At 44.3% G+C, this 19,768-nt stretch carries 27 protein-coding genes; 20 read left to right on the forward strand and 7 right to left on the reverse strand.

Annotation, left to right across the window (positions count from 1 at the left end):
• Positions 1–233: 233 nt before the first annotated feature.
• Positions 234–1,778, reverse strand: a complete 1,545-nt coding sequence (gene purH, locus WBA89_RS06010; protein ID WP_424404704.1) for a bifunctional phosphoribosylaminoimidazolecarboxamide formyltransferase/IMP cyclohydrolase — start codon at positions 1,776–1,778, stop codon at positions 234–236.
• A gap of 701 nt (positions 1,779–2,479) precedes the next feature.
• On the opposite strand from purH, the gene WBA89_RS06015 reads away from it, so the two are divergent.
• Positions 2,480–4,372: a PAS domain S-box protein gene (locus WBA89_RS06015; protein ID WP_424404706.1), complete on the forward strand. Its 1,893-nt coding sequence runs from the start codon at positions 2,480–2,482 to the stop codon at positions 4,370–4,372.
• Positions 4,373–4,635: 263 nt separating this feature from the next.
• Here WBA89_RS06015 and glcD read toward each other — a convergent pair whose 3' ends face one another.
• The 3 genes from glcD to WBA89_RS06030 form a co-directional block, all read right to left on the reverse strand.
• A complete protein-coding gene (gene glcD, locus WBA89_RS06020; protein ID WP_424404708.1) occupies positions 4,636–6,111 on the reverse strand; it encodes a glycolate oxidase subunit GlcD in 1,476 nt (491 codons plus the stop codon).
• A gap of 13 nt (positions 6,112–6,124) precedes the next feature.
• Positions 6,125–7,009 (reverse strand): DUF6671 family protein, encoded by an 885-nt coding sequence (locus WBA89_RS06025; RefSeq protein ID WP_424404710.1) that lies wholly within the window; start codon positions 7,007–7,009, stop codon positions 6,125–6,127.
• A 235-nt stretch (positions 7,010–7,244) separates the two neighbouring features.
• Entirely contained in the window at positions 7,245–7,637 is a 393-nt protein-coding gene (locus WBA89_RS06030) for a transporter (protein ID WP_424404712.1), read from the reverse strand.
• Positions 7,638–7,793: 156 nt separating this feature from the next.
• Between WBA89_RS06030 and WBA89_RS06035 the strand changes: the two genes are divergently transcribed.
• The 15 genes from WBA89_RS06035 (at position 7,794) to WBA89_RS06105 (ending at position 13,296) form a co-directional block, all read left to right on the forward strand.
• Positions 7,794–8,972, forward strand: coding sequence for a glycosyltransferase family 2 protein (locus tag WBA89_RS06035; RefSeq protein ID WP_424404714.1), 1,179 nt, complete (start codon positions 7,794–7,796; stop codon positions 8,970–8,972).
• Positions 8,973–9,151: 179 nt separating this feature from the next.
• A complete protein-coding gene (locus WBA89_RS06040; RefSeq protein ID WP_424404716.1) occupies positions 9,152–9,397 on the forward strand; it encodes a hypothetical protein in 246 nt (81 codons plus the stop codon).
• Positions 9,390–9,641, forward strand: a complete 252-nt coding sequence (locus WBA89_RS06045; RefSeq protein ID WP_424404718.1) for a type II toxin-antitoxin system RelE family toxin — start codon at positions 9,390–9,392, stop codon at positions 9,639–9,641. The genes WBA89_RS06040 and WBA89_RS06045 overlap by 8 nt, the downstream gene beginning before the upstream one ends.
• Positions 9,642–9,791: 150 nt before the next feature.
• Positions 9,792–10,007 (forward strand): hypothetical protein, encoded by a 216-nt coding sequence (locus WBA89_RS06050; RefSeq protein WP_424404720.1) that lies wholly within the window; start codon positions 9,792–9,794, stop codon positions 10,005–10,007.
• 95 nt (positions 10,008–10,102) lie between these two features.
• Positions 10,103–10,267, forward strand: coding sequence for a type II toxin-antitoxin system RelE family toxin (locus WBA89_RS06055; RefSeq protein WP_424404722.1), 165 nt, complete (start codon positions 10,103–10,105; stop codon positions 10,265–10,267).
• A 101-nt stretch (positions 10,268–10,368) separates the two neighbouring features.
• Positions 10,369–10,623, forward strand: a complete 255-nt coding sequence (locus WBA89_RS06060; RefSeq protein WP_424404724.1) for a hypothetical protein — start codon at positions 10,369–10,371, stop codon at positions 10,621–10,623.
• A complete protein-coding gene (locus WBA89_RS06065) occupies positions 10,620–10,970 on the forward strand; it encodes a type II toxin-antitoxin system PemK/MazF family toxin (RefSeq protein ID WP_332979802.1) in 351 nt (116 codons plus the stop codon). The genes WBA89_RS06060 and WBA89_RS06065 overlap by 4 nt, the downstream gene beginning before the upstream one ends.
• Positions 10,971–11,090: 120 nt before the next feature.
• Positions 11,091–11,321: a hypothetical protein gene (locus WBA89_RS06070; protein ID WP_424404726.1), complete on the forward strand. Its 231-nt coding sequence runs from the start codon at positions 11,091–11,093 to the stop codon at positions 11,319–11,321.
• Complete coding sequence (locus WBA89_RS06075) at positions 11,296–11,592, forward strand: type II toxin-antitoxin system RelE family toxin (RefSeq protein ID WP_424404728.1); 297 nt, start codon at positions 11,296–11,298, stop codon at positions 11,590–11,592. The genes WBA89_RS06070 and WBA89_RS06075 overlap by 26 nt, the downstream gene beginning before the upstream one ends.
• Before the next feature lie 92 nt (positions 11,593–11,684).
• Positions 11,685–11,900, forward strand: coding sequence for a hypothetical protein (locus tag WBA89_RS06080; protein ID WP_333332157.1), 216 nt, complete (start codon positions 11,685–11,687; stop codon positions 11,898–11,900).
• Entirely contained in the window at positions 11,888–12,331 is a 444-nt protein-coding gene (locus WBA89_RS06085; RefSeq protein ID WP_424404731.1) for a type II toxin-antitoxin system VapC family toxin, read from the forward strand. Before WBA89_RS06080 ends, WBA89_RS06085 begins: the two co-directional genes overlap by 13 nt.
• Before the next feature lie 10 nt (positions 12,332–12,341).
• Positions 12,342–12,509 carry a hypothetical protein gene (locus tag WBA89_RS06090; RefSeq protein ID WP_424404733.1) on the forward strand — a complete coding sequence of 56 codons (168 nt, stop codon included), beginning with the start codon at positions 12,342–12,344 and terminating at the stop codon, positions 12,507–12,509.
• Between the two features lie 39 nt (positions 12,510–12,548).
• Positions 12,549–12,773, forward strand: coding sequence for a DUF433 domain-containing protein (locus WBA89_RS06095; RefSeq protein ID WP_424404735.1), 225 nt, complete (start codon positions 12,549–12,551; stop codon positions 12,771–12,773).
• Positions 12,774–12,776: 3 nt separating this feature from the next.
• Positions 12,777–13,136: a DUF5615 family PIN-like protein gene (locus tag WBA89_RS06100; protein ID WP_424404737.1), complete on the forward strand. Its 360-nt coding sequence runs from the start codon at positions 12,777–12,779 to the stop codon at positions 13,134–13,136.
• Positions 13,105–13,296 carry a hypothetical protein gene (locus WBA89_RS06105; protein WP_424404739.1) on the forward strand — a complete coding sequence of 64 codons (192 nt, stop codon included), beginning with the start codon at positions 13,105–13,107 and terminating at the stop codon, positions 13,294–13,296. Before WBA89_RS06100 ends, WBA89_RS06105 begins: the two co-directional genes overlap by 32 nt.
• 17 nt (positions 13,297–13,313) lie before the next feature.
• Here WBA89_RS06105 and WBA89_RS06110 read toward each other — a convergent pair whose 3' ends face one another.
• Together WBA89_RS06110 and WBA89_RS06115 are read right to left on the reverse strand one after the other, a co-directional pair.
• Positions 13,314–14,138 carry a CFI-box-CTERM domain-containing protein gene (locus tag WBA89_RS06110; RefSeq protein WP_424404741.1) on the reverse strand — a complete coding sequence of 275 codons (825 nt, stop codon included), beginning with the start codon at positions 14,136–14,138 and terminating at the stop codon, positions 13,314–13,316.
• A gap of 210 nt (positions 14,139–14,348) precedes the next feature.
• Entirely contained in the window at positions 14,349–14,681 is a 333-nt protein-coding gene (locus WBA89_RS06115) for a hypothetical protein (protein ID WP_424404743.1), read from the reverse strand.
• A 176-nt stretch (positions 14,682–14,857) separates the two neighbouring features.
• Here WBA89_RS06115 and WBA89_RS06120 point away from each other — a divergent pair, with 176 nt between their 5' ends.
• The 3 genes from WBA89_RS06120 (at position 14,858) to WBA89_RS06130 (ending at position 18,249) form a co-directional block, all read left to right on the forward strand.
• Positions 14,858–16,237: an ATP-binding protein gene (locus WBA89_RS06120; RefSeq protein WP_424404745.1), complete on the forward strand. Its 1,380-nt coding sequence runs from the start codon at positions 14,858–14,860 to the stop codon at positions 16,235–16,237.
• A gap of 119 nt (positions 16,238–16,356) precedes the next feature.
• Entirely contained in the window at positions 16,357–17,457 is a 1,101-nt protein-coding gene (locus WBA89_RS06125; protein ID WP_424404747.1) for a glycosyl transferase, read from the forward strand.
• Between the two features lie 354 nt (positions 17,458–17,811).
• The gene (locus tag WBA89_RS06130) at positions 17,812–18,249 is read left to right on the forward strand and encodes a secondary thiamine-phosphate synthase enzyme YjbQ (RefSeq protein ID WP_424404749.1); all 438 of its coding nucleotides are present in this window, start codon (positions 17,812–17,814) and stop codon (positions 18,247–18,249) included.
• Here the strand turns inward: WBA89_RS06130 and WBA89_RS06135 are convergent.
• Positions 18,215–18,730, reverse strand: coding sequence for a heme-binding protein (locus tag WBA89_RS06135; protein ID WP_424404751.1), 516 nt, complete (start codon positions 18,728–18,730; stop codon positions 18,215–18,217). The two genes, WBA89_RS06130 and WBA89_RS06135, sit on opposite strands and share 35 nt — an antisense overlap.
• A gap of 421 nt (positions 18,731–19,151) precedes the next feature.
• On the opposite strand from WBA89_RS06135, the gene WBA89_RS06140 reads away from it, so the two are divergent.
• The coding region (locus tag WBA89_RS06140) for a response regulator transcription factor (RefSeq protein WP_424404753.1) at positions 19,152–19,768 on the forward strand (617 nt) is incomplete at its 3' end.

Genomic DNA, 19,768 nt, shown 5'->3' on the forward strand with positions numbered 1-19,768 from the left:
GGGGATAAGAGTGTCACAGTCTCCCGTCTTAGTAGGGGATAAGAGTGTCACAGTCTCCCGTCTTAAGACGGGAGAGGATTCTTCTCAAAGTCCCCCTTCTTAAGGGGGATTTAGGGGGATCTAGACTCTGCTATCAACGAGGGATACAAAAAAATTAGGCGCTTATTGACATCCCCGAACACTATTATATCCCTACCCTATGATACACAATTGAAAATTGCTAGGTATATTTCCTAATGTAAGAAGTGGCGGATATCGGTGAAAACCATTGTAATTCCGAGTTGGTTGGCTGCTGCGATCGAATCTTTATCGCGCATACTACCTCCCGGTTGGACGATCGCAATTATCCCCGCGCCCGCCGCCGTTTTTACGGAATCGTCGAAGGGGAAGAAGCCGTCGCTAGCCAAAATCGCTCCTTGACTCTTCTCTCCTGCTTGTTCCAATGCTAGTTTAACCGATCCGACGCGGTTCATTTGTCCCGCACCGACACCGATTGTAGTGCGATCGCGCGTTACAACGATCGCATTAGATTTAACGTGTTTCGCTACCTTCCAAGCAAACAGCAACTCTGCCAACTCATCAGCAGTCGGCTGTTTGTCAGTAACTGCGCGCCATTTGCTAGTTTCTTCTACTACATTATCCGAGTCTTGTACCAGCAAACCACCTGCAATAATTTTAACAGTTTGCGGCGGCCCTTGAGTCAAGTCGGGCAAAATTAATACTCGAACTTTCGCCTTTTTCTTGATGATTTCTTCCGCTTCTGGTTCGCACCCCGGCGCAACAATACATTCTAAAAATGTTTTAGTTAACGCCGTTGCGGTAGCAGCATCAATCGGGCGGTTGAGGGCGACAATTCCACCGAAAGCTGAGACTGAATCGGTGTCGAAAGCTTTTTGATACGCTTCGGAAATAGTTGTTCCCAAGGCTGTGCCGCAGGGATTTGTATGCTTGAGAATAGCGGCGGCGGGAGTCTCCGGGAATTCTACAATCAACCGCCTTGCTGCTTCTAAATCTACTAAATTATTGTAGCTTAATTCTTTGCCTTGCAGGATGGTGCTAGTCGTCCAGCCTGTGGGTGCACTTCCGCTTTGATACCAGGTGGCCGCTTGGTGGGGATTTTCGCCGTAGCGGAGCGTTTGCAGCTCTGTTCCCGCTACGTTAAAATCTTGTGGTAGCTTCGATTCTGGCTCGGATTGGCTGCTGAGATAATTTGCGATCGCGCGATCGTAGTTTGCTGTATGTTTGAAGGTTTCCAGCGCGCACTTTTCCCGGAATTTTAAAGAAGCTTCCCCGCCGTTTTCCCGCAGTTCTGCTAAATAAGTATTGTACTGTTCGGGATTGCACAAAACTGTCAAATGAGCGTGGTTTTTAGCTGAAGCTCTCAGCATCGCGGGCCCGCCGATATCTATCTGCTCGATCGCGTCTGCTAGAGTTACTCCCGGTTTAGCAATTGTCTGTTCAAACGGATACAAATTTACTGCAACTAGATCGATCGCCCGAATTTGATTTTCGCTTAAATCTGCGATATCTTGCGCTACATCGCGGCGCGCTAAAATGCCTCCGTGGATTCGCGGGTGAAGTGTTTTGACTCGCCCTCCCAAAATTTCGGGGAAACCAGTATATTCTGCAACTTTTGTGACTGGGATTCCGGCTTCTTTGAGGGCGCTTGCTGTCCCGCCGCTGCTAATTATGTCAAATTCAAATTCTTCTACTAGACTGCGCGCTAAGTCGATTAGCCCGGTTTTGTTGGATACGCTCAGAAGTGCTAGACGTGCCATTGGTTTGAAGTTGCGATCGCAAAAATAGACAGGTTATATTCTATATCAAATCTGGCGGTAGGGACATGATATCAAATCCGGCAGCATCCCAATTGTAAAATCGAGTCAGATCAAATCCGCGCTTCATCGTCCTGTATTTATCTCTCTCTTCTCTTCCTCTGTATTCTCTGCGCCCTAGAAAAGTTAAATCATTCTGAAGCAACCGGAAACGACATGATTTGATAATCGGTAACTATTACTGTTCTCTTTAAAGATGAGTTGGCTTTTGGGCAGGGTATTTTTAAAGTATGTGATAGTTTATACTTAGCAATGATTTGTAAATATTGATGGCTGGCGCGCCGCTCGCGTTATTTTGTCCCATGCAATCCCTGCTTGCAAGACATCTTTCGCCTTCACGGTCCGTCTCCCTACACAACTGCCTGTGCTGTTGAAATTACTTAGTCAAGTATAACTGAGATGTTGCACCATTCTCAATTACTTGTTTGAGAACAGGCCGGAGAGCCCGTTCTTGACAACGGTGCAAGATGTCAAGTTTAATAGATAATTCGATGGCGATCGCTCTAGAATCTTAAGGATATTTTAGGATGAATTATAAAAGTAATGTGCTAGCATGGGTTGTGAATTGTTCAATCTCTAAACAGAAAAGAAAATAAAACGATATCAACACTTTAATAAAAAAAATAATTGGATAGGGTTAAAATATGTTTTTTAAACAAGCAGATTCAGAAAATAAGCTCAGTAATATTAGCTGTCCCCAGCAAAAAACTGTTAACAACACGATCGATCGAACAAACTGTCAAAATATGCCCGAAAAATCAACAGAGAAATCGACACAGGCCAACTTTTCAGAAGCTTACAGTCTGAGTTTGTGCGAAATGCAGCAGATGCAGCGAACAATGGAACAGCTAAAGCAGGATTTGAAAGCTAGCGAATCTCGGTTTCGGAATGCAATCTCCAAAAACGCCGACGGCATCGCAATCGTCAACAAACAAGGACTTGTCTGTTTTGCCAACCCGTCAGCAGAAGCGCTGTTTAACTGCAAAGCAGATGAACTTTTAGGCCAAGAATTTTTTGGCGCTTTGGTAGTAGAAGGTTTAGCTTGCGACATTGAGATGGATGCGGATATTATTCCCCAAGCTGGAGAAACAGATGCAGCAGGAATTCGCGTCGTGCAAACAGAAGTTGAAGTTATTCGCCAGCAGCAAGCAAATGCTGTGGTAGAAGTGCGGGTGGTGGAAACGGAATGGGAAGGAGAAATGGCTTATTTAGCGACGCTGCGGGACATTACCGATCGCAAGCGCGCAGAAGAAATGCTTTGGTTGTACGATCGGGCTATGGCAGCTACCAGCACCGGAATTGTCATCTCTGACGCAACTAACCCAGAACATCCAATTATTTATTGCAATCCCGCATTTGAAAGCATGACAGGTTATCGGCGACAGGAAATTATCGGTACAAACTGCCGATTTTTGCAAGGAAGCGATACAGACTCCGATGCGCTAAAAACCATCCACCAAGCATTGAAAACAGAGAGCGAATGTCAGGTAAGATTAAAAAATTACCGCCAAGACGGAACCGCTTTTTGGAATGCTTTGTCAATATCTCCAGTGCGCGATAGAACGGGAAAATTAACTCATTTCATCGGCGTACAGAGAGACATCACCGATCGCAAACAAGCCGAAGAAGCATTGCATAATTCCGAAGCACAAAGCAGAGAACAAGCAGCTCAACTAGCAGCAGCACTAGAAGAACTAAAATCCACTCATTCCCAATTAGTTCAAAGCGAAAAAATGTCTAGTTTGGGGCTGCTAATTGCCGGAGTCGCTCACGAAATTAACAACCCCGTCAGCTTCATTTACGGCAATCTCGCTCATCTCACAAATTATACTCAAGAATTGTTTCACCACCTCGAACTTTACCAACAGCACTATCCCAATCCAGTCGCGGAGATTCAACAGGAAAGAGAAGATAACGAACTCGATTTTTTAGTTGAAGATTTACCCAGAATCCTGTCTTCAATGAACGTTGGCGTCGAGCGGATTTGCCAGATTGTGCAGTCGCTGCGGAACTTTTCGCGGCACGACGATTCACAGATGAAACCTGTTAACCTCCACGAAGGTATTGACAGCACGCTGCTAATTCTCAATCACCGTTTGAAAGGAAACGGCGAAATTCCACCTATTCTCATTGTCAAAGAATACGGCAAATTACCGCTGGTAGAGTGTTTTGCGGGGCCGATAAATCAAGTTTTCATGAATATTCTCAGCAATGCGATCGATGCTTTAAGTGATGGGAATACTCAGCGAAGTTTTCAACAAATGCGAGACAATCCCAGCCTAATTAAAATTTGCACAGAAGTTGTAGGCAATTTTGTAGAAATCAAAATTTCCGACAACGGGCCGGGAATCAGTGAGGAAGTCAAGCAGCGCATATTCGATACATTTTTTACTACCAAACCGGTTGGTAAAGGCACGGGAATGGGTTTGTCAATTAGCTATCAAATTATTGTAGAAAAACACCAAGGCGAATTATATTGCACTTCGGAATTGGGCAAAGGCACGGAATTTACTATCAAAATGCCGATCGCACATTAGCCTAGTTAGCCATAATAAAAAATGTTTGTAGATGCAGTAGATGCAGCAAACGGCGGTTGAAACCGCGGCTACACAGGCAAAACCCGCCTCCGCGGGTTGAAGAGAAGAGTAGCCGATGAAAATTATGTTACCATCTTCAGTCCGCGGAGGCGGACATCGTTTGTATAGACGCGGTTTAAACCGCCGTCTGCATCTCTCTTCAGTCCGCGGAGGCGGACATCGTTTGTATAGACGCGGTTTAAACCGCCGTCTTATCTGGGGAATTAAAAAACCTCCGCACCCTCCAACTTCTTCATAGTTTCAACCTTAGCCCTCGCCGCTTCCCCGCAAGTCTTCGGTGTCGGAAACATCTTCCCAGGATTCGCCAAACCTTTCGGATTAAACACCTGACGCACCCACTGCATCGTCTCCAAATCTACCTCCGAAAACATATCTGGCATAAAACACTTCTTATCAGCACCGATGCCGTGTTCCCCCGAAAGACTGCCGCCGACTTTCACGCACAGCCTGAGAATTTCTCCGCCCAATTCTTCCACCTTTTCCAACGCACCTTTTACCGAGTTATCGTACAGAATCAGCGGGTGCAAATTCCCATCTCCCGCGTGAAATACATTTGCAATCCGGTAGCCGTATTTCTCGCTCAAACCCTCAATTTCCTTCAAAACATAAGCCATTTGCGTGCGCGGAATTACGCCGTCTTGCACGTAATAATCCGGGCTGAGATGACCCGCCGCCGCAAAAGCAGCTTTCCGCCCTTTCCAAATTTTCATCCGCGTTTCCGGGTCGTGGGCAGTCGTGATATTTCGCGCTCCATTCTGCTTGCAAATATCGGCTATTCGCTGTTTGTTTGTGGCAACTTCCACTTCTAAACCGTCAATTTCTATCAGCAGAATTGCCGCCGCATCGCGGGGATAACAACCAGTTGCTACTACATCTTCTACAGCATTGATGCTGATATTGTCCATGATTTCCATGCCGCCCGGAATAATGCCGGCGCTGATAATATCGGAAACCGATTCGCCCGCTGCTTCGATACTGGCAAAATCCGCCAACAAAACGCAAATCGATTCCGGCGCTTTCAGGATTCGCAAAGTAACTTCCGTGGCGATGCCTAAAGTACCTTCGGAACCGACAAATACACCTGTTAAATCGTAACCGGGCATTTCGGGAATTTCGCCGCCGACATCGACAATGGAACCGTCGGGAAGTACCAGTTTTAATCCTAAAACGTGATTGGTTGTGACTCCGTATTTGAGGCAATGAACGCCGCCAGAATTTTCGGCAACGTTGCCGCCAATCGAACAAATAATTTGACTGGAAGGATCTGGTGCGTAGTAGAAACCTGCCCCGCTAACTGCTTGCGTTACCCAGTTATTAATTACTCCCGGCTGTACGACTACTTGCTGATTTTCTAAGTCTACTTTTAGGATTTTTCGCATCAGGGCTGTGACAATCAGCACGCAGTTTTCTACGGGTAAAGCGCCGCCGGAAAGCCCGGTTCCTGCGCCTCTAGCTACCCAGGGAATGGAATTGCGATCGCATATTTTGACCACATTTGCCACTTCCTCGGTAGTGCGCGGCAACACTACCACAGCGGGGCGCTGGCGGTAGCTGGCGAGCCCGTCGCACTCGTATACAATCAATTCTTCGCGGCGCTGCACTACCCCGTTTTTACCGACTACGGTTTCAAATTCTTTAATAACGGGTTTCCAGTTGCGTTCGGTTGCTGTGGCTATCATTAGTAACTTAATTTTAAGGGTTGCAATACTGACACTGAGCGGGATCGGCAGTCTCTCGATTGTCGGGAAATAGTTCTTCTTTAGTATAACTGCAGTTTTTGCATTTATAAATTGTCGATCGCACGAGCTGAGTCGGAAAATAGCAAAGTCCGCAGGGCAATCCGATTTTTCTGTCAGTAACTTCAAATCCCGGCCAACCGCACTCCGGGCAGAATTGTTTGAATTTTTTAACTAAATCGAAAGTTGCATTTTCGATATTTTTCATCCGAGTGGGATTGTACATCGCCCGCATATCTGTTTCGATGTGAACTCTGCCAGTTGATGATTTTTTCAAGCCCGCTGATACAGCATCAAAAAGTTGTTTTTCTGTGACAATGCCCTTGACAATTTCACCATTTCCGAGTGCAGCATCGCCAACTACAACCACCAGTCCGTGTTCGGGAAATCCAGCTTTTTTTGCAAAATCATCTGCTTCTTCTAGAGTGGCAACTAACTGGTGACTGTAATTAGTTTCTACAGACAATGATTCGCCGATAATTTCGAGATTGTTGGCTCGATCTAATAAAATTACGATTTCTCGATTAGCTGGCAGATAGGGCATCATTGGGTGAGGGCCGAATGTACCTTCGCTCGCAAAGGCAAGAGTTTCGCCGGCAATTTCTAGAGCTTTTTCGGCTTTTTGGCGGGCGGCTTCTATTTGAGTTCCTAAGCGTTTAACTTCTCTAGTAAATGTTCCGAAAGTGTCTGTATTAAGCTCTGATGAAACTACAATTTTTACGCCTAATTCTCGTTCCAAAATGGGAGCCATCACCCGTTCTTTTTGGTGCATTGTAGCAAGAATTGCAGTGCGATCGATCGATAATTGATGGGGATTCACAGGCTCATAAATATTAGACATACAGCAACATTATTGCAGAACAGAAGGCTCAAATACACCCTGTGACCTAAGTTATCAATTCAGCACTCATACCAATTTAATGTGAAGTTGCACATATCTCGATCCCCCTAAATCCCCCTTAAAAAGCGGGACTTCAAGAAGCTTCCAGTCCCCCCCTTCGATCGGGGCTAGGGGGGATCGAATTCTACGGGGCCTCATAAAAAATTGGTATCAAGCGTCAATCTTAAAAGCATCGCTAGTTGCCTCCAGTAACTCCCCCAGCTTGACCCTTGAGTACAAAAATTACTCCAGTCATAATCAGGCCCACGCCTACCAAGCGCAGCGGCGGTAAAGGCTCGTGAAATATAAGTTTGCCGCCCAAAACAGTAAACAGGTAACTAATTGACAGTAAAGGCGAGACTATGCTAAGGTTGGCGCGGGACAGAACTACGATAAAGCCGATCGAAGAAACTGCATACAAAGAAAGACCGCCTACTATCAACGGCTGAGTTGCCATTGCTACAACTTTTTCCATTAAATTAGCAGCGCCAATCGGCCCTAATATTTTAGCTCCTGCCTTGAGACAAAATTGACCTGCGACGCCGCACAAAATTGCAGCAAGCAATAACAGAAAAACGCTTCTATTCATAACTTTACTAACCTATAGTACAATCAAAAATTGCCGTCCCCCAAAACCTAAAAAACTTTATTAAAGTTTTGTTAGGTTTTATTCGCCACTAATATTTTAAGCATAGATCCTGGAAAATAAACTATTGTCGATCGCGATCGAGAGCAGAAAAAACAAATGGCAGAACAGACCAAAGCAAGCGGGGAAAACACTCTCGAACTATCGATACTCATGCCCTGCCTCAACGAAGCAGAAACTTTAGAAATTTGCATCGAGAAGGCACAGAAATCCTTGCGCCAACTCGATATTGTCGGCGAAGTAATCATAGCAGACAACGGCAGCACTGACGGTTCCCAAGCTATTGCTAGCAGAATGGATGCCCGAGTCGTGTCCGTAGCAGCCAAAGGCTACGGCAGCGCCCTGATGGGAGGCATCGCAGCGGCGCGCGGAGTTTATATTATCATGGGCGACGCTGACGACAGCTACGACTTTTCCAACCTCGGTGCTTTTGTCGAAAAATTGCGGGGAGGCTGCGATTTAGTCATGGGAAACCGCTTTCAAGGAGGCATCAAACCCGGTGCAATGCCGCCGCTGCACAAATATTTAGGAAATCCGGTGCTGACATGGGTTGGGCGGTTATTCTTTGCAAGTCCCGCCGGCGATTTTCACTGCGGATTGCGGGGTTTTAGGAGAGACTCAATTTTGAAACTCGACTTGCAAACAACGGGGATGGAATTTGCTAGCGAAATGGTCGTCAAAGCCTCTCTGTACAAATTGCGAATCGCTGAAGTCCCAACGGTACTCTCTCCCGACGGGCGCAGCCGCCCGCCGCACTTGCGAACTTGGCGAGATGGCTGGCGGCACCTGCGATTTTTGTTGCTTTACAGTCCTCGCTGGCTGTTTTTGTATCCGGGTGTGGCGCTGATGATTTTGGGTCTAATTATCGTCGTTTGGCTGTTACCGGGCAGCAGAAAGGTAGGAAGTATCAACTTTGATGTACATACGCTGCTTTATGGGGCGATCGCAATTATCATCGGTTTTGAAGCAGTAACTTTCGCTTTTTTCACCAAAGTTTTTGCTATCAGCGAAAAACTGCTGCCCGAAGACCCAAAACTCAATAAAATATTTCGGTATGTTAGCTTAGAGACAGGATTGATTGTCGGAGTCGCGCTGATTTTAATCGGAATAGTTGGCTCGTTTTTGTCATTAACTATCTGGAGCAAAACAGCTTTCGGTTCTCTCGATCCATCTAAAACTTTGCGTTTGGTTATTCCCTCTCTCACTTGCCTGACTGTCGGTTTGCAGATGGTTCTGTCGAGCTTTTTTCTCAGCGTGCTGAGCTTGAAGCGCAGGTGATAGCATCAAAGTTTATGCCAAGATTCCTCAAAACTAAATTGCCATGCAGGGGAAGATAAGGGCGATCGCACTTCGGGAAGATAAGGGCGATCGCACTTCGGGAAGATAAGGCCGATCGCACTTCCAGCCAAAATCAGTATATATTAGAGTTAGAGCTAAAAAATACCAGCAAAAAGTCTATGCCGACTTATAATGAGGTACTAACTCAAGTTCAACGCCTCGCACTGACTGACCAACTCCGATTATTAGAGGAATTGAGAAAGATCATTCATCAGGGGGTTGAAGTTGAAGGCGATGATGATGTGATTTCAGCCCAAGAGATAGCAGAAAGCCAATCAGCATTGGCAGATTATTTAGCGGGGCGCGATCGGGGAATATCTTCAAAAGAACTTAAGTTGAAGCTGTTCGGAGAAAAAAGTGACTGACTACATTCTCCTAAAATCAGCACAGCGGTATTTACAACGGATGCAACTGGACGATCAAGTCCGCATTGTTAAGGCTTTAGATGCGCTGGTGACAGACTCGACAGGACTTGACATTAAGCCTCTCAAAGGTCGTCTTGAGTTCCGGCTGCGAGTGGGTAAATATCGGATACTTTTTGTAGAAGATACGGATAATGAGGTATATATTGTGACTCTGATTGGTTCTCGCGGTGATGTCTATAAATAAGGGCGATCGCACTTGGGGAAGATAAGGGCGATCGCACTTTAGGAAGATAAGGGCGATCGCACTTTCTTTGAGCCAAAATCAGTTTGATTGGGTTTGGCTCAAAGAAAGTTGCTATAATTTATCGATAATCCCACAGACTAGGAGATTAATATGCAAGTCAAAGATATGACAGTTGAGCAACTGCGGGACTTGATTCGGCATACCGTTGAACAATGCTTAGAAGAATATTTGGGCGATGCTGATGCAGGTTTAGAAGTTAAGGAAGAAGTCAAGCTGAAATTGTTAGAGTCAATGAAGCGCAAGCAAGCAGGAGAAAGCAGCATCGAAGCTGGGGAAGTTTACCAAAAACTCGGCATGAAGGCGTAATGAGCTATTTGGTTGAGTTGACAGCAGAAGCTCTGGTTAACCAAGAAAGATTGACTCAGCCTGTGCGGGAGCGTATAGGTAATAAAATCAATTAGTTGGCTGAAAATTTTGAACAAATTACTCCTATGCCGTTGTCGGCTAATCTGGCAGGTTTCTTTAAGTTAAGAGTGGGTGATTATCGGGTAATTTATTCTTTTGATGATGATTTAAATGTGATTACTATTCACCAGATTGGACACCGGAGAGAAATTTATGATTAACTTAAGGGCGATCGTACTTCGGGAAGATAAGGGCGATCGGTTTTCCCTCGCTCCTAAATTGCTATAATAACAATCAGCCAAAAAATCTCAACATAAAGCCTATGTCTACTTATAACGAGGTACTGAGTCAGGCTCAAAGTCTCACTCCTGATGAGCAACAGCAACTTTTAGAAGTATTGTCAGCATTGATGCGCGATCGGGTAAGAACCAAAACTCAGGGTAAACGATCGTCCATTGATGCAGCACTGATTGAAATGGCACAAGATCCAGAGTATCAAGCTCAAGTGCTACAGATGGAGGCTGAGTTTGCGGTAGCGAGTTGGGAAGCGTTGGAATTGGGAGAATCTCCTGTATGAACCGGGGAGAAGTCTATGATGCTCGACTTGAACCTGTTGAGGGTTCTGAACAAGGAGGAACCCGTCCTGTTATCATCGTTAGTCGAGCTACAATCAATACATATAGCCCTGTAGTTTTGGCTATTCCCTGCACTACTTATCAAACTGGTAAACGAGTTTATCCCACTCAGGTATTAATTAAAGCTCCCGACGGTGGATTAACCAACGATTCTATCGCTATGGCTGATCGAGTACGGGTATTATCTAAATCTCGTTTATTGAGTTTACGAGGAATGCTTAGTGATGAAGCAATACTTCTGCTGAATCAAGCTCTATTAATTGCGTTGGATTTGCCTGGTCAAGTTTAATTGCACTTTAGGAAGATAAGGGCGCACTTTAGGAAGATAAGGGCGATCGCAAGAGCGAAATTTCAGACTATCTGGTATAATCAGGCAGGTAGCTCTAATAATTTTCAATAGCTATGAACTATGAAAAGTCAAGAACTTCGCCAGAACCTCAAGGAATCCATAGATCGCTTATCTCCTGAACGGCTGCTCGTTGCTGCTGATTTCTTAGCTTATTTAGCAGAACGTGAAAGCAATGAAGCTACGAAAGAATTATTGAAAATTCCCGGTTTTGTTGAAGCATTTAACAAAGCCCAAAAAGATGTAGCAGCAGGTAAGGTGACGACCGTTGAGCAACTCAAACGAAAATACTGATGAAAATCTAAAGTTTTATTCAGTCGTTCTTAGCTTTGATGCTCAGGAGTTTTTTGAAGAAGCATCAGCTTCTTTACAACGCAAGCTAGATCGATGTTTTGAGATGTTGAAAACTGACCCTCGCAGTGATCCAAATATTAAGCAACTCAAAGGCGACTTAGCTGGATACTATCGCTATCGCGTTGGAGATTATCGGGTTGTTTATGACATTGATGATGAGCAAAAGCGGGTGGTTGTGACTGTGATCGCTCATCGTCGTGAAGTGTATTAGGGCGCAATGCAGGGAAGATAAGGGCGATCGTACTTCCCTCGCTCCTAAATTGCTATAATAACAATGAGCCCAAAAATCTTAATGCAGAGTCTATGTCTACTTACAGCACGGTACTGACTCAGGTTTTAAAACTTGCACCAGATGAGCAAATGCGACTCATCTCTGAATTGTTTGCACATATTCGTCAACGGGTGATTCCTAAGCCGAAGCGCAGTATTTTAGAATTATCAGGCTTGGGTAAGGAAATTTGGCAGGGGATTGATGCTCAAGAATATGTGGATCGGGAAAGAGATTCATGGAATGGATAGCTCAGCTACAGGGACAAGTTGTCGGATTGGATACTGCGCCTTTGATTTACTTTATGGAGCAAAATCCAAAATATCTAGAGATGATGCTGCTTTTCTTTAGATCGTTTAATCGCGGTGATTTTAGGATAGTGACATCAACAGTAACGCTCGTAGAAGTGCTAGTTCATCCCCTACGACAGAAAAATACTGCCTTGGCTCAAGAATATCGTGAAATATTGATGAATCAAGAAAGTTTAACTGTTGTTGAATTAACTCCAGATATTGCTGAAACAGCGGCACAACTGAGAGCAACTTACAATTTGCGATCGCCCGATTCTATTCAAATGGCTACAGCTATCTGTGAGGGTGCTTCGTTTTTCTTGACAAATGATGCGCGGTTGCCTTCTTTACCTGGGTTAACGGTTTTAGTGTTGGATAATTTGAGAATTTGAGCGATTATTTTTGGATGGGAAGATAAGGGCGATCGTACTTTTGGGAAGATCAGGGCGATCGTACTTTAGGAAAATTAAGGGCGATCGTACGTTGGGAAGAAAAGGGCGATCGTACTTTGGGAAGATAAGGGCGATCGGCTCACTGCTGAAAAAAGACAAGTTGCGATCGCCTACCTGATGACTTAAAATAGAAGAAACAGATAGCGCTGCGGTCAAAATGGACAGAATCTCCGTCAACCCTCAAATTCACTTCGGTAAGCCTTGCATAGCGGGTACGCGAATTACTGTACAAAGCGTTCTCGAATTACTAAATGAAGAGCTTTCTTTTGCAGAAATTATCCAAGATTACTATCCCGACTTGGAAATGGATGATATTCGGGCGTGCTTGCGTTATGCGATCGCACTGGTGGCGGCTGAAGATGTGCATTTGGCATTAGCTTAAATTATGAAATTTCTGATTGATCAAGATGTGTATGCTGTCACCACAAAGTTTTTGATTGATGCAGGACATGATGTAATTGTTGTCGCTCAAATGGGTCTAGCGCAAGCAAGTGATGAAGAAATACTTAGAGTAGCCCAAGCAGAAAATCGCATCCTGGTTACGCGAGACAGAGATTACGGAAATCTTGTTTTTGTGAGGGCGATCGGAATGGGTGTGATTTATCTTCGAGTCTTACCTAAAATGGTGAATGAAGTTCACAAGGAACTAGCAGGAGTTATAGAAAATTACTCTGAAGCAGAACTAAAAGGGGCATTTGTGGTTGTAGAACCCGATGGAAATCGGTTTAGAAAACCGCTTAGATAGGGTGTTAATTAGTTTGGTGTGGAAAAGCAAAGGGCGATCGCGCTTCGGGAAGATAAGGGCGATCGCACTTTGGGAAGAAAAGGGCGTACTTGGGAAGAAACGGGCGATCGTACTTTGGGGAAATAAGGGCGATCGCATTTCCCCACTGCTTCTTAAATAGTTCTTTTTAAAACTGTACTAACTTTTAACTTCTCGGCTACGCATCCACTCAGCTAAACGCTCTAGCTGTTGTCTTAAAAAGCTTTTGATGACTGGTTGCCTCTTCACATAGTTAGCGATGCTAGGGCTGATCTTGTAGTATAAGCTGACTAACACTTGACCAACAGTATTGGTTAAAAGTTTTTTGTCCCGGAAATTGCGGAAGGTGTCGATGTCTGGGTGTGCGGAAGTGCAGTAAGCTGCTGTGGCAATGAAGCAAGAGCTACTATCCTCAATAACAACTCCTTTGGATGGTACAAGAAATGTTTTATAGGAACAACATTTTTTATAATTTGAAACCAGTTCTATAAATGTGGGATCATCTGAATTATCACCAACTTGAGATGTCTCTTCTAAAATTGCTGTAGTAAATTCAGCTAATGGAATTTTTTCATAAGTTGATTTTGTTGCTTTAGTTCTATTTTTATAGAGAATAACTTGCTTGGGATTTAAGGCTTTTTCATATTTCCCAATTGTCTCTATTATTTCCAAAAAAAAGTTCTGGAATACTGAGAATTTATAAGGTTCTCTAAGTTCACCATAACAGTTTTTAACTTTATCAACTAAGTCAAAGAGCAAAAAAAGAAAAAGAATTTTGCTTGGTAGAGAAACGATATTCGTATCGCTTTCGCAAAACTTAAAAAAAGTCTCTAATAAACCTAAAGCACTGTTATATTTGACAAGAGCATCTTCATAACGTTGTGCTTTCTGACATTCTAGGGCTTTTAAATATAATTCGGAAGCGTGTTCAAACAATACGATGGCAGGATTTCCTATATAATCATCTTCAGTTATTTTACCCATTTTTTAACTCCCATTTAAGATTTTAAAACAATAAATCAGTACATTTTTGTGATCGATCGCCCAACCTTTAACTTTTCCTGTAAATGTGGGCGATCGCCCCCTGCACCTTCTCCCGTCCTTCCCACTACCGCATAGTAGATTCGAGGGAGCGATCGCCCAACCTTTAACTTTTACCGTCAATGTGGGCGATCGCAACTTTTCTAATCACAATTAATCCAGTAATGAGTCCAACCAACTACTAAGTCCTTCATCAACGGATGCACCTGTAGTTCCATACAGACTGTTTCCGTAGCCTCCTCTTGTGTCATCTTCCCTCCTAGAACCACCATATTTTGCGTATATTTCTTGGCGTACACTTCCCTCCGTAGTTCTAACATACCAACTCCCATTTTCTTTGTAATAGTGAACATGGTTTTTTGAACCACTATAATTCCGGTCAATATCATCTTCAGTTTTGCCCAGTAGAATCTGAGTTCCACTGCTATCCACCTTGTAGTAGCAATCATCACCAATTTTTTGAGCATTATCAGGCCAATCAGCCATCGACTTTTTCCTTATTAATAATACTGACTTGATCTTAAGTATAGTACAAGGATGAGTTTGGCAATATCGGAAATGTCGGGACTTTCCTCCGACAACCCGATCGGAAATGTCGGAATCTTGTCGGAAATGTCGGAAAGTCGGATATAATACGACAAATCGCAGCACACTACTGACCTATGGAAATCGCAGAAGTCTTAAAACTCGCCGACGAACTAATCTTCGCCAAGACGGGAGAACATATAGACTATCTGCAAAAAGCTATCCTTGAAGGAACCTTACAAGGTCGGACATACCCAGAAATTGCTGAAGCGACTCATTCCAGTGAAGGTCATACCAGAGATATCGGTTCGGAATTATGGCAAATATTTTCAGAGGGATTGGGAGAAGATATTACTAAAAGAAATTTTAGAGCAATATTAGAAAAAGCGAAATTTGATAACTTTTCATCAGCTATCGGTAGAGTAGGTAGAGATTATGTAGCGATTAACAACCTCAACATTTGTCAAGAAAGGGCGAGAAGTCCAACAGAACCGCAAAAAACCCAACCAACTCCTAAACAATTCCACATCGACTTAGGCGACGCGCCCGAAATATTCACCTTTTTCGATCGCACTTCCGAACTCTCCACCCTCGAAAACTGGATAACACACGATCGCACACGCCTCATCGCACTCCTCGGAATCAGCGGCATCGGCAAAACAACCCTCTCCCTAAGCCTAATTGACCAAATCAAAACCGGCTTCGATTACGTCATCTATCGCAGCCTCCGCTTTTCCCCAACCCTAGACGCAACCCTCACCAACCTGCTGCAAATCTTTTCCCAACCATCCGAAATTCCCCAAAACATCGAAACCAAAATTTCCCAAATCCTCGATTACCTGCGAAAATACCGGTGTCTGATTGTCCTCGATGACGTGCAAATGCTTTTTAGCAGCCGACAACTAGCGGGACAATATAAAACTGGATATGAAGATTATCAGTTATTTTTTAAACTAATTGCCGAAGTCTGCCATCAAAGTTGTTTGATATTGAATAGTTGGGAAAAACCCAGAGAAATTGCCAGATTATCAAAAGATAATCATCCCGTGCGGTGTTTTGTATTGGGAAGTTTAGGAATAGCTGCTAAAGATATTTTGAAATCCCAAAAGTTATCCGATGAGCAAACATGGGAAACATTAATTGATATTTATCAAGGCAATCCCCTGTGGTTGGAGTTGACTGCAACGCTGATTCAAGAGTTGTTTTGCGGGAGAGTTTCGGAGTTTTTTCAGTGCGAAATGCCGATTTTAGATGAAGGGTTGCAATTTCAATTGTCCCAACCTTTTGGGCGCTTGACTGCGGCAGAATTGGCCGTGATGGTTCACCTGGCCAATCAACCTGAACCCGTTGCTGTGTCTCATTTTTTTAACAAAATACAGTTTTCGCCGTCAGAAATAGTCAATGCAGTGCGATCTCTGGGAAATCGCTTTTTATTGGATGCAATAGAAGAAGAAAAGATAAATTTGTTTAGTTTGAATTCTGTGATAAAACAGTATGTGAAAACTCAGTATTCTTAGTCCCCCTCTGCTGGGACTTTGTTTTACAAGGAGCGGTTTCAACCGCCGTCTTTATTCGAGCAATTCCCAATTCCCCATTCCCAATTCCCCATTCCCCATTCCCCAATTCCTAATTATCAATGTCTAGACCAACATTATATATTGCCATCACCAATCACGGATTCGGCCACGCTGTCCGAGTTTCCTCCGTAGCTGCAAAAATTCAAGAATTCAATCCAGATATTTTACTAATTATCACCACAACTGCACCTCGCTGGCTGCTAGAATGTTACATTACTGGCGACTTTATCCTCCGTCCGCGCGCTTTTGATGTGGGTGTCGTGCAGGCTGATAGTTTGCATATGGACAAAGAAGCGACGCTGGAAAAATTGCGGGAAATTCGGAAAAAGCAAAATTCGCTAATTGCAGGCGAAGTGAATTTTCTTAAGCAAAATCGCGTGGGTTTGGTGTTGGCAGATATTCCTCCTTTGGCTGCGCGAATGGCGGCATCGGCTGGGGTTCCTTGCTGGATGATGGGCAATTTTGGCTGGGATTTTATCTATCGAGATTGGGGCGGGGAGTTTGTAGAAATGGCTGATTGGATTGGTGAATGTTTCGGAAAGTGCGATCGGCTTTTTCGCCTGCCTTTGCACGAACCGATGGCAGCTTTCCCCAACATTCAAGATGTCGGCTTGACGGGCGGCAATCCTCGCTACAGTAACGATGAAATTCGGGAAGTATTCGGCATTAAATCACCGCTGGAAAAAACTGTATTGCTGACTTTTGGCGGCTTGGGTTTAGAAGCAATTCCTTATCAAAATTTACAGCAATTTAGCGATTGGCAATTTATTAGTTTTGATGCGGGGGCTCCCGATTTGCCGAATTTGATTAAAGTCAAAAATCCAGAGTTTGCACAATCTTTCCCAATTTTACCGCGTCCGGTCGATATGATGCCTGTCTGCGGGCGCTTGGTTTCTAAACCGGGATACAGCACTTTTTCGGAAGCTTTGCGCTTGGAAATACCTGTTGTTTCTATTATGAGAGAAGGTTTTGCGGAAGCTGAGGTGTTGTTGGAGTGGCTGAAAAATTATGCGGAACATCAAGTGGTGACGGCGGCGGAGTTTTTTGAGGGGGATTGGGAGTTTTTGCGACAGCCGCTGCATCCGCCGCGTTTGTCGGATAAGTTGGATAAAAATGGTACTGAGAATCTCGCCCAAGCTGTTGTAAACTATTTTGGATAAGTTTAAAATATAAGACGGCGATTGAAATCGCGCCTACACAAACGAAGTCGGCCTCCGCCGACTCAAGAGTTTTGCAATAATCTCGTCTCAAGTTTAATATCGTTTCCGGTTGCATCGGAATTATTAGTCCAAGTTAGGAGACGGCTTGGCCTTAGTCCCTACCCAAAATAACATTGTAGGGAAACGGCACTGCCGTCTCCTCTATATCATTCCGGTAACACCGGAATTGATATAAAATCTAATGACGGCGATTGAAATCGCACCTACACAAACGAAGTCGGCCTCCGCCGACTGAAGATTATTGCTAAAATTTCACCCACAATCTAAAATCTAAAATCTAAAATCTAAAATCGAATGCTTCATCACCAACAAATACTCAAGATTAAAACTACAGGAAAGTCTCTGTACAACATCACTCCTAAGATAGAAGATGCGGTGGCAAATTCGGGTATAGAAACGGGACTTTGTAGCTTATTTTTGCGTCACACTTCTGCTAGTTTGGTGATTCAAGAAAATGCTGACCCGGATGTACTTCAGGATTTGGCTAACTTTTTGGCTAAACTTGTACCGGAGGGCGCGAGTTACATTCACGATGCGGAAGGCCCAGACGATATGCCGGCGCACATTCGCACTGCGCTGACTCATACTTCCGAACAAATCCCGATCGCGCGCGGTAGATTATTGTTAGGAACTTGGCAGGGAATTTATCTCTGGGAACACCGCCAGCGCGGCCACTTTCGCGAATTAGTCGTTCACGTCAGCGGCGTTGGATCGGAATTTGCACCTCGCTGATTTTAGTTGCTTCTGGTGTCATCGGGGAGTTGTAAAAAAAGCGGCGCGGCGGCCCGACTATTTCGTATTCGGGATGTTCTTGAAGCCAATCTTTGAGTTTCTGGAGGTTATTTTCGTAACTTTCCCAACTGTAGGCCCCGCGCGCGCCGATGCTGACAACTGTCATCGGTGAAGTATCCGTAATTTCCACAGCAGAGTTAACGCTGCTGGGGTCGATATTTGGTGCGGGATACAGGAAGGAAACTTCTGCAACCGGAACTGTATCGATTTGCTCGGAAGTTGCCGTGTAGCGCGCTTCTACTGGCGTTGTCATCGCAATTTGATTGTTGCTGATGTGTTCAAATAAGGGATTGAAGGCGATTCCTGTAGCTTGTCGCAAATCGCCTGCGTGGGTGTAGGTGACAGCGCGGTACTGAGGATATTGCTTAACTTCTATGACGCCAATTTGTGCCGGCTCAGGGAATCCACTTGGTAATGTCATTTTTAATTTTTGATTTGAGGTTTTACACTAAATAATGAGCAAAGACTTACTATGCAAGGGTTTTAAAGTTGCTTGCAGTTGCATTGTTTTTCGCAACTGTTATAAATAGGCTGAGATTGTTTGCAGCCGATCGCTCTAGCGGCACAACCATTTTAGCAGTTATTTAGAGCGATGCTAACTGTCGATCGCCTAGAATTAGTTTAGAGATTTATTAACTAACCTCGTAATAATACGGACGGCCCTAAGTAAGCAGAGAAACATTAATCTAGTTGTCCTTGGAAAATTAGCATTTTTCAGGGGTTGGCTATTTTTGTCGGAAAATATTCGGCTGTTGGGCCCATCGAGCTGTGCGTTTTCAGCTATTCTCACACCGATCGGGTTCAACTACAGGGTCAATTATATCGCTTTCAGGGAATGACGTATGAACAAGATTCTAGTGATTGAGGACGATCGAGTAATTAGAGAGAATATTCTCAAACTCCTCAAAGCCGAAGGTTTCGACGTGACGGGTGCAGAAAATGGAGCGCTGGGTTTAAATGCCGCGGTGTCAAGTCTTCCCGACGTGATTCTTTGCGATGTGATGATGCCGGAACTTGACGGGTACGGGGTGCTTGCTGCCTTGCGATCGCACCCTGTTACTGCTACAGTACCTTTTGTTTTTCTCACAGGTAAAGCCGAACGTTCAGAAATGCGGCAAGGCATGGAATTGGGAGCAGATGATTACCTGACTAAACCTTTTAGTAAAGCTGAACTTGTAGGGGCGGTATCCAGCCGCTTGAAAAAACAAGCAGCTTTAGTCCAACAGCAGCATAATTTGCCATCGCCAAGCAGCGAATTGCTTCAAGAAGCCGCCGAAAAATTAGAGCACATACAAACAAATTTGCGTGCAGCCTTGGAACGAGAAGAATTCCAAGTTTACTATCAGCCGCAGGTCAATGTCCAGACTGGAAAAATCGTGAGCGCCGAAGCTTTAGTGCGCTGGGTGCATCCCGAAAAAGGGCTGATTTCCCCCGCAGAGTTTATTCCAGATGCCGAAGC

The organism is Microcoleus sp. (assembly GCF_049646505.1).
Classification (GTDB): domain Bacteria; phylum Cyanobacteriota; class Cyanobacteriia; order Cyanobacteriales; family Microcoleaceae; genus Microcoleus.

What these genes read in the sequence shown, in the direction of transcription:
- WBA89_RS06030 (WP_424404712.1), bottom strand. Translation starts at nt 7,637, where the DNA reads ATGAATAGAAGCGTTTTTCTGTTATTGCTTGCTGCAATTTTGTGCGGC.
- WBA89_RS06100 (WP_424404737.1), top strand. Translation starts at nt 12,777, where the DNA reads ATGAAATTTCTGATTGATCAAGATGTGTATGCTGTCACCACAAAGTTT.
- WBA89_RS06050 (WP_424404720.1), top strand. Translation starts at nt 9,792, where the DNA reads ATGCAAGTCAAAGATATGACAGTTGAGCAACTGCGGGACTTGATTCGG.
- WBA89_RS06060 (WP_424404724.1), top strand. Translation starts at nt 10,369, where the DNA reads ATGTCTACTTATAACGAGGTACTGAGTCAGGCTCAAAGTCTCACTCCT.
- WBA89_RS06080 (WP_333332157.1), top strand. Translation starts at nt 11,685, where the DNA reads ATGTCTACTTACAGCACGGTACTGACTCAGGTTTTAAAACTTGCACCA.
- WBA89_RS06095 (WP_424404735.1), top strand. Translation starts at nt 12,549, where the DNA reads ATGGACAGAATCTCCGTCAACCCTCAAATTCACTTCGGTAAGCCTTGC.
- WBA89_RS06125 (WP_424404747.1), top strand. Translation starts at nt 16,357, where the DNA reads ATGTCTAGACCAACATTATATATTGCCATCACCAATCACGGATTCGGC.
- WBA89_RS06025 (WP_424404710.1), bottom strand. Translation starts at nt 7,009, where the DNA reads ATGTCTAATATTTATGAGCCTGTGAATCCCCATCAATTATCGATCGAT.
- WBA89_RS06040 (WP_424404716.1), top strand. Translation starts at nt 9,152, where the DNA reads ATGCCGACTTATAATGAGGTACTAACTCAAGTTCAACGCCTCGCACTG.
- WBA89_RS06115 (WP_424404743.1), bottom strand. Translation starts at nt 14,681, where the DNA reads ATGGCTGATTGGCCTGATAATGCTCAAAAAATTGGTGATGATTGCTAC.
- WBA89_RS06065 (WP_332979802.1), top strand. Translation starts at nt 10,620, where the DNA reads ATGAACCGGGGAGAAGTCTATGATGCTCGACTTGAACCTGTTGAGGGT.
- WBA89_RS06070 (WP_424404726.1), top strand. Translation starts at nt 11,091, where the DNA reads ATGAAAAGTCAAGAACTTCGCCAGAACCTCAAGGAATCCATAGATCGC.
- WBA89_RS06130 (WP_424404749.1), top strand. Translation starts at nt 17,812, where the DNA reads ATGCTTCATCACCAACAAATACTCAAGATTAAAACTACAGGAAAGTCT.
- WBA89_RS06120 (WP_424404745.1), top strand. Translation starts at nt 14,858, where the DNA reads ATGGAAATCGCAGAAGTCTTAAAACTCGCCGACGAACTAATCTTCGCC.
- WBA89_RS06015 (WP_424404706.1), top strand. Translation starts at nt 2,480, where the DNA reads ATGTTTTTTAAACAAGCAGATTCAGAAAATAAGCTCAGTAATATTAGC.
- glcD (WP_424404708.1), bottom strand. Translation starts at nt 6,111, where the DNA reads ATGATAGCCACAGCAACCGAACGCAACTGGAAACCCGTTATTAAAGAA.
- WBA89_RS06110 (WP_424404741.1), bottom strand. Translation starts at nt 14,138, where the DNA reads ATGGGTAAAATAACTGAAGATGATTATATAGGAAATCCTGCCATCGTA.
- WBA89_RS06105 (WP_424404739.1), top strand. Translation starts at nt 13,105, where the DNA reads ATGGAAATCGGTTTAGAAAACCGCTTAGATAGGGTGTTAATTAGTTTG.
- WBA89_RS06085 (WP_424404731.1), top strand. Translation starts at nt 11,888, where the DNA reads ATGGAATGGATAGCTCAGCTACAGGGACAAGTTGTCGGATTGGATACT.
- purH (WP_424404704.1), bottom strand. Translation starts at nt 1,778, where the DNA reads ATGGCACGTCTAGCACTTCTGAGCGTATCCAACAAAACCGGGCTAATC.
- WBA89_RS06035 (WP_424404714.1), top strand. Translation starts at nt 7,794, where the DNA reads ATGGCAGAACAGACCAAAGCAAGCGGGGAAAACACTCTCGAACTATCG.
- WBA89_RS06135 (WP_424404751.1), bottom strand. Translation starts at nt 18,730, where the DNA reads ATGACATTACCAAGTGGATTCCCTGAGCCGGCACAAATTGGCGTCATA.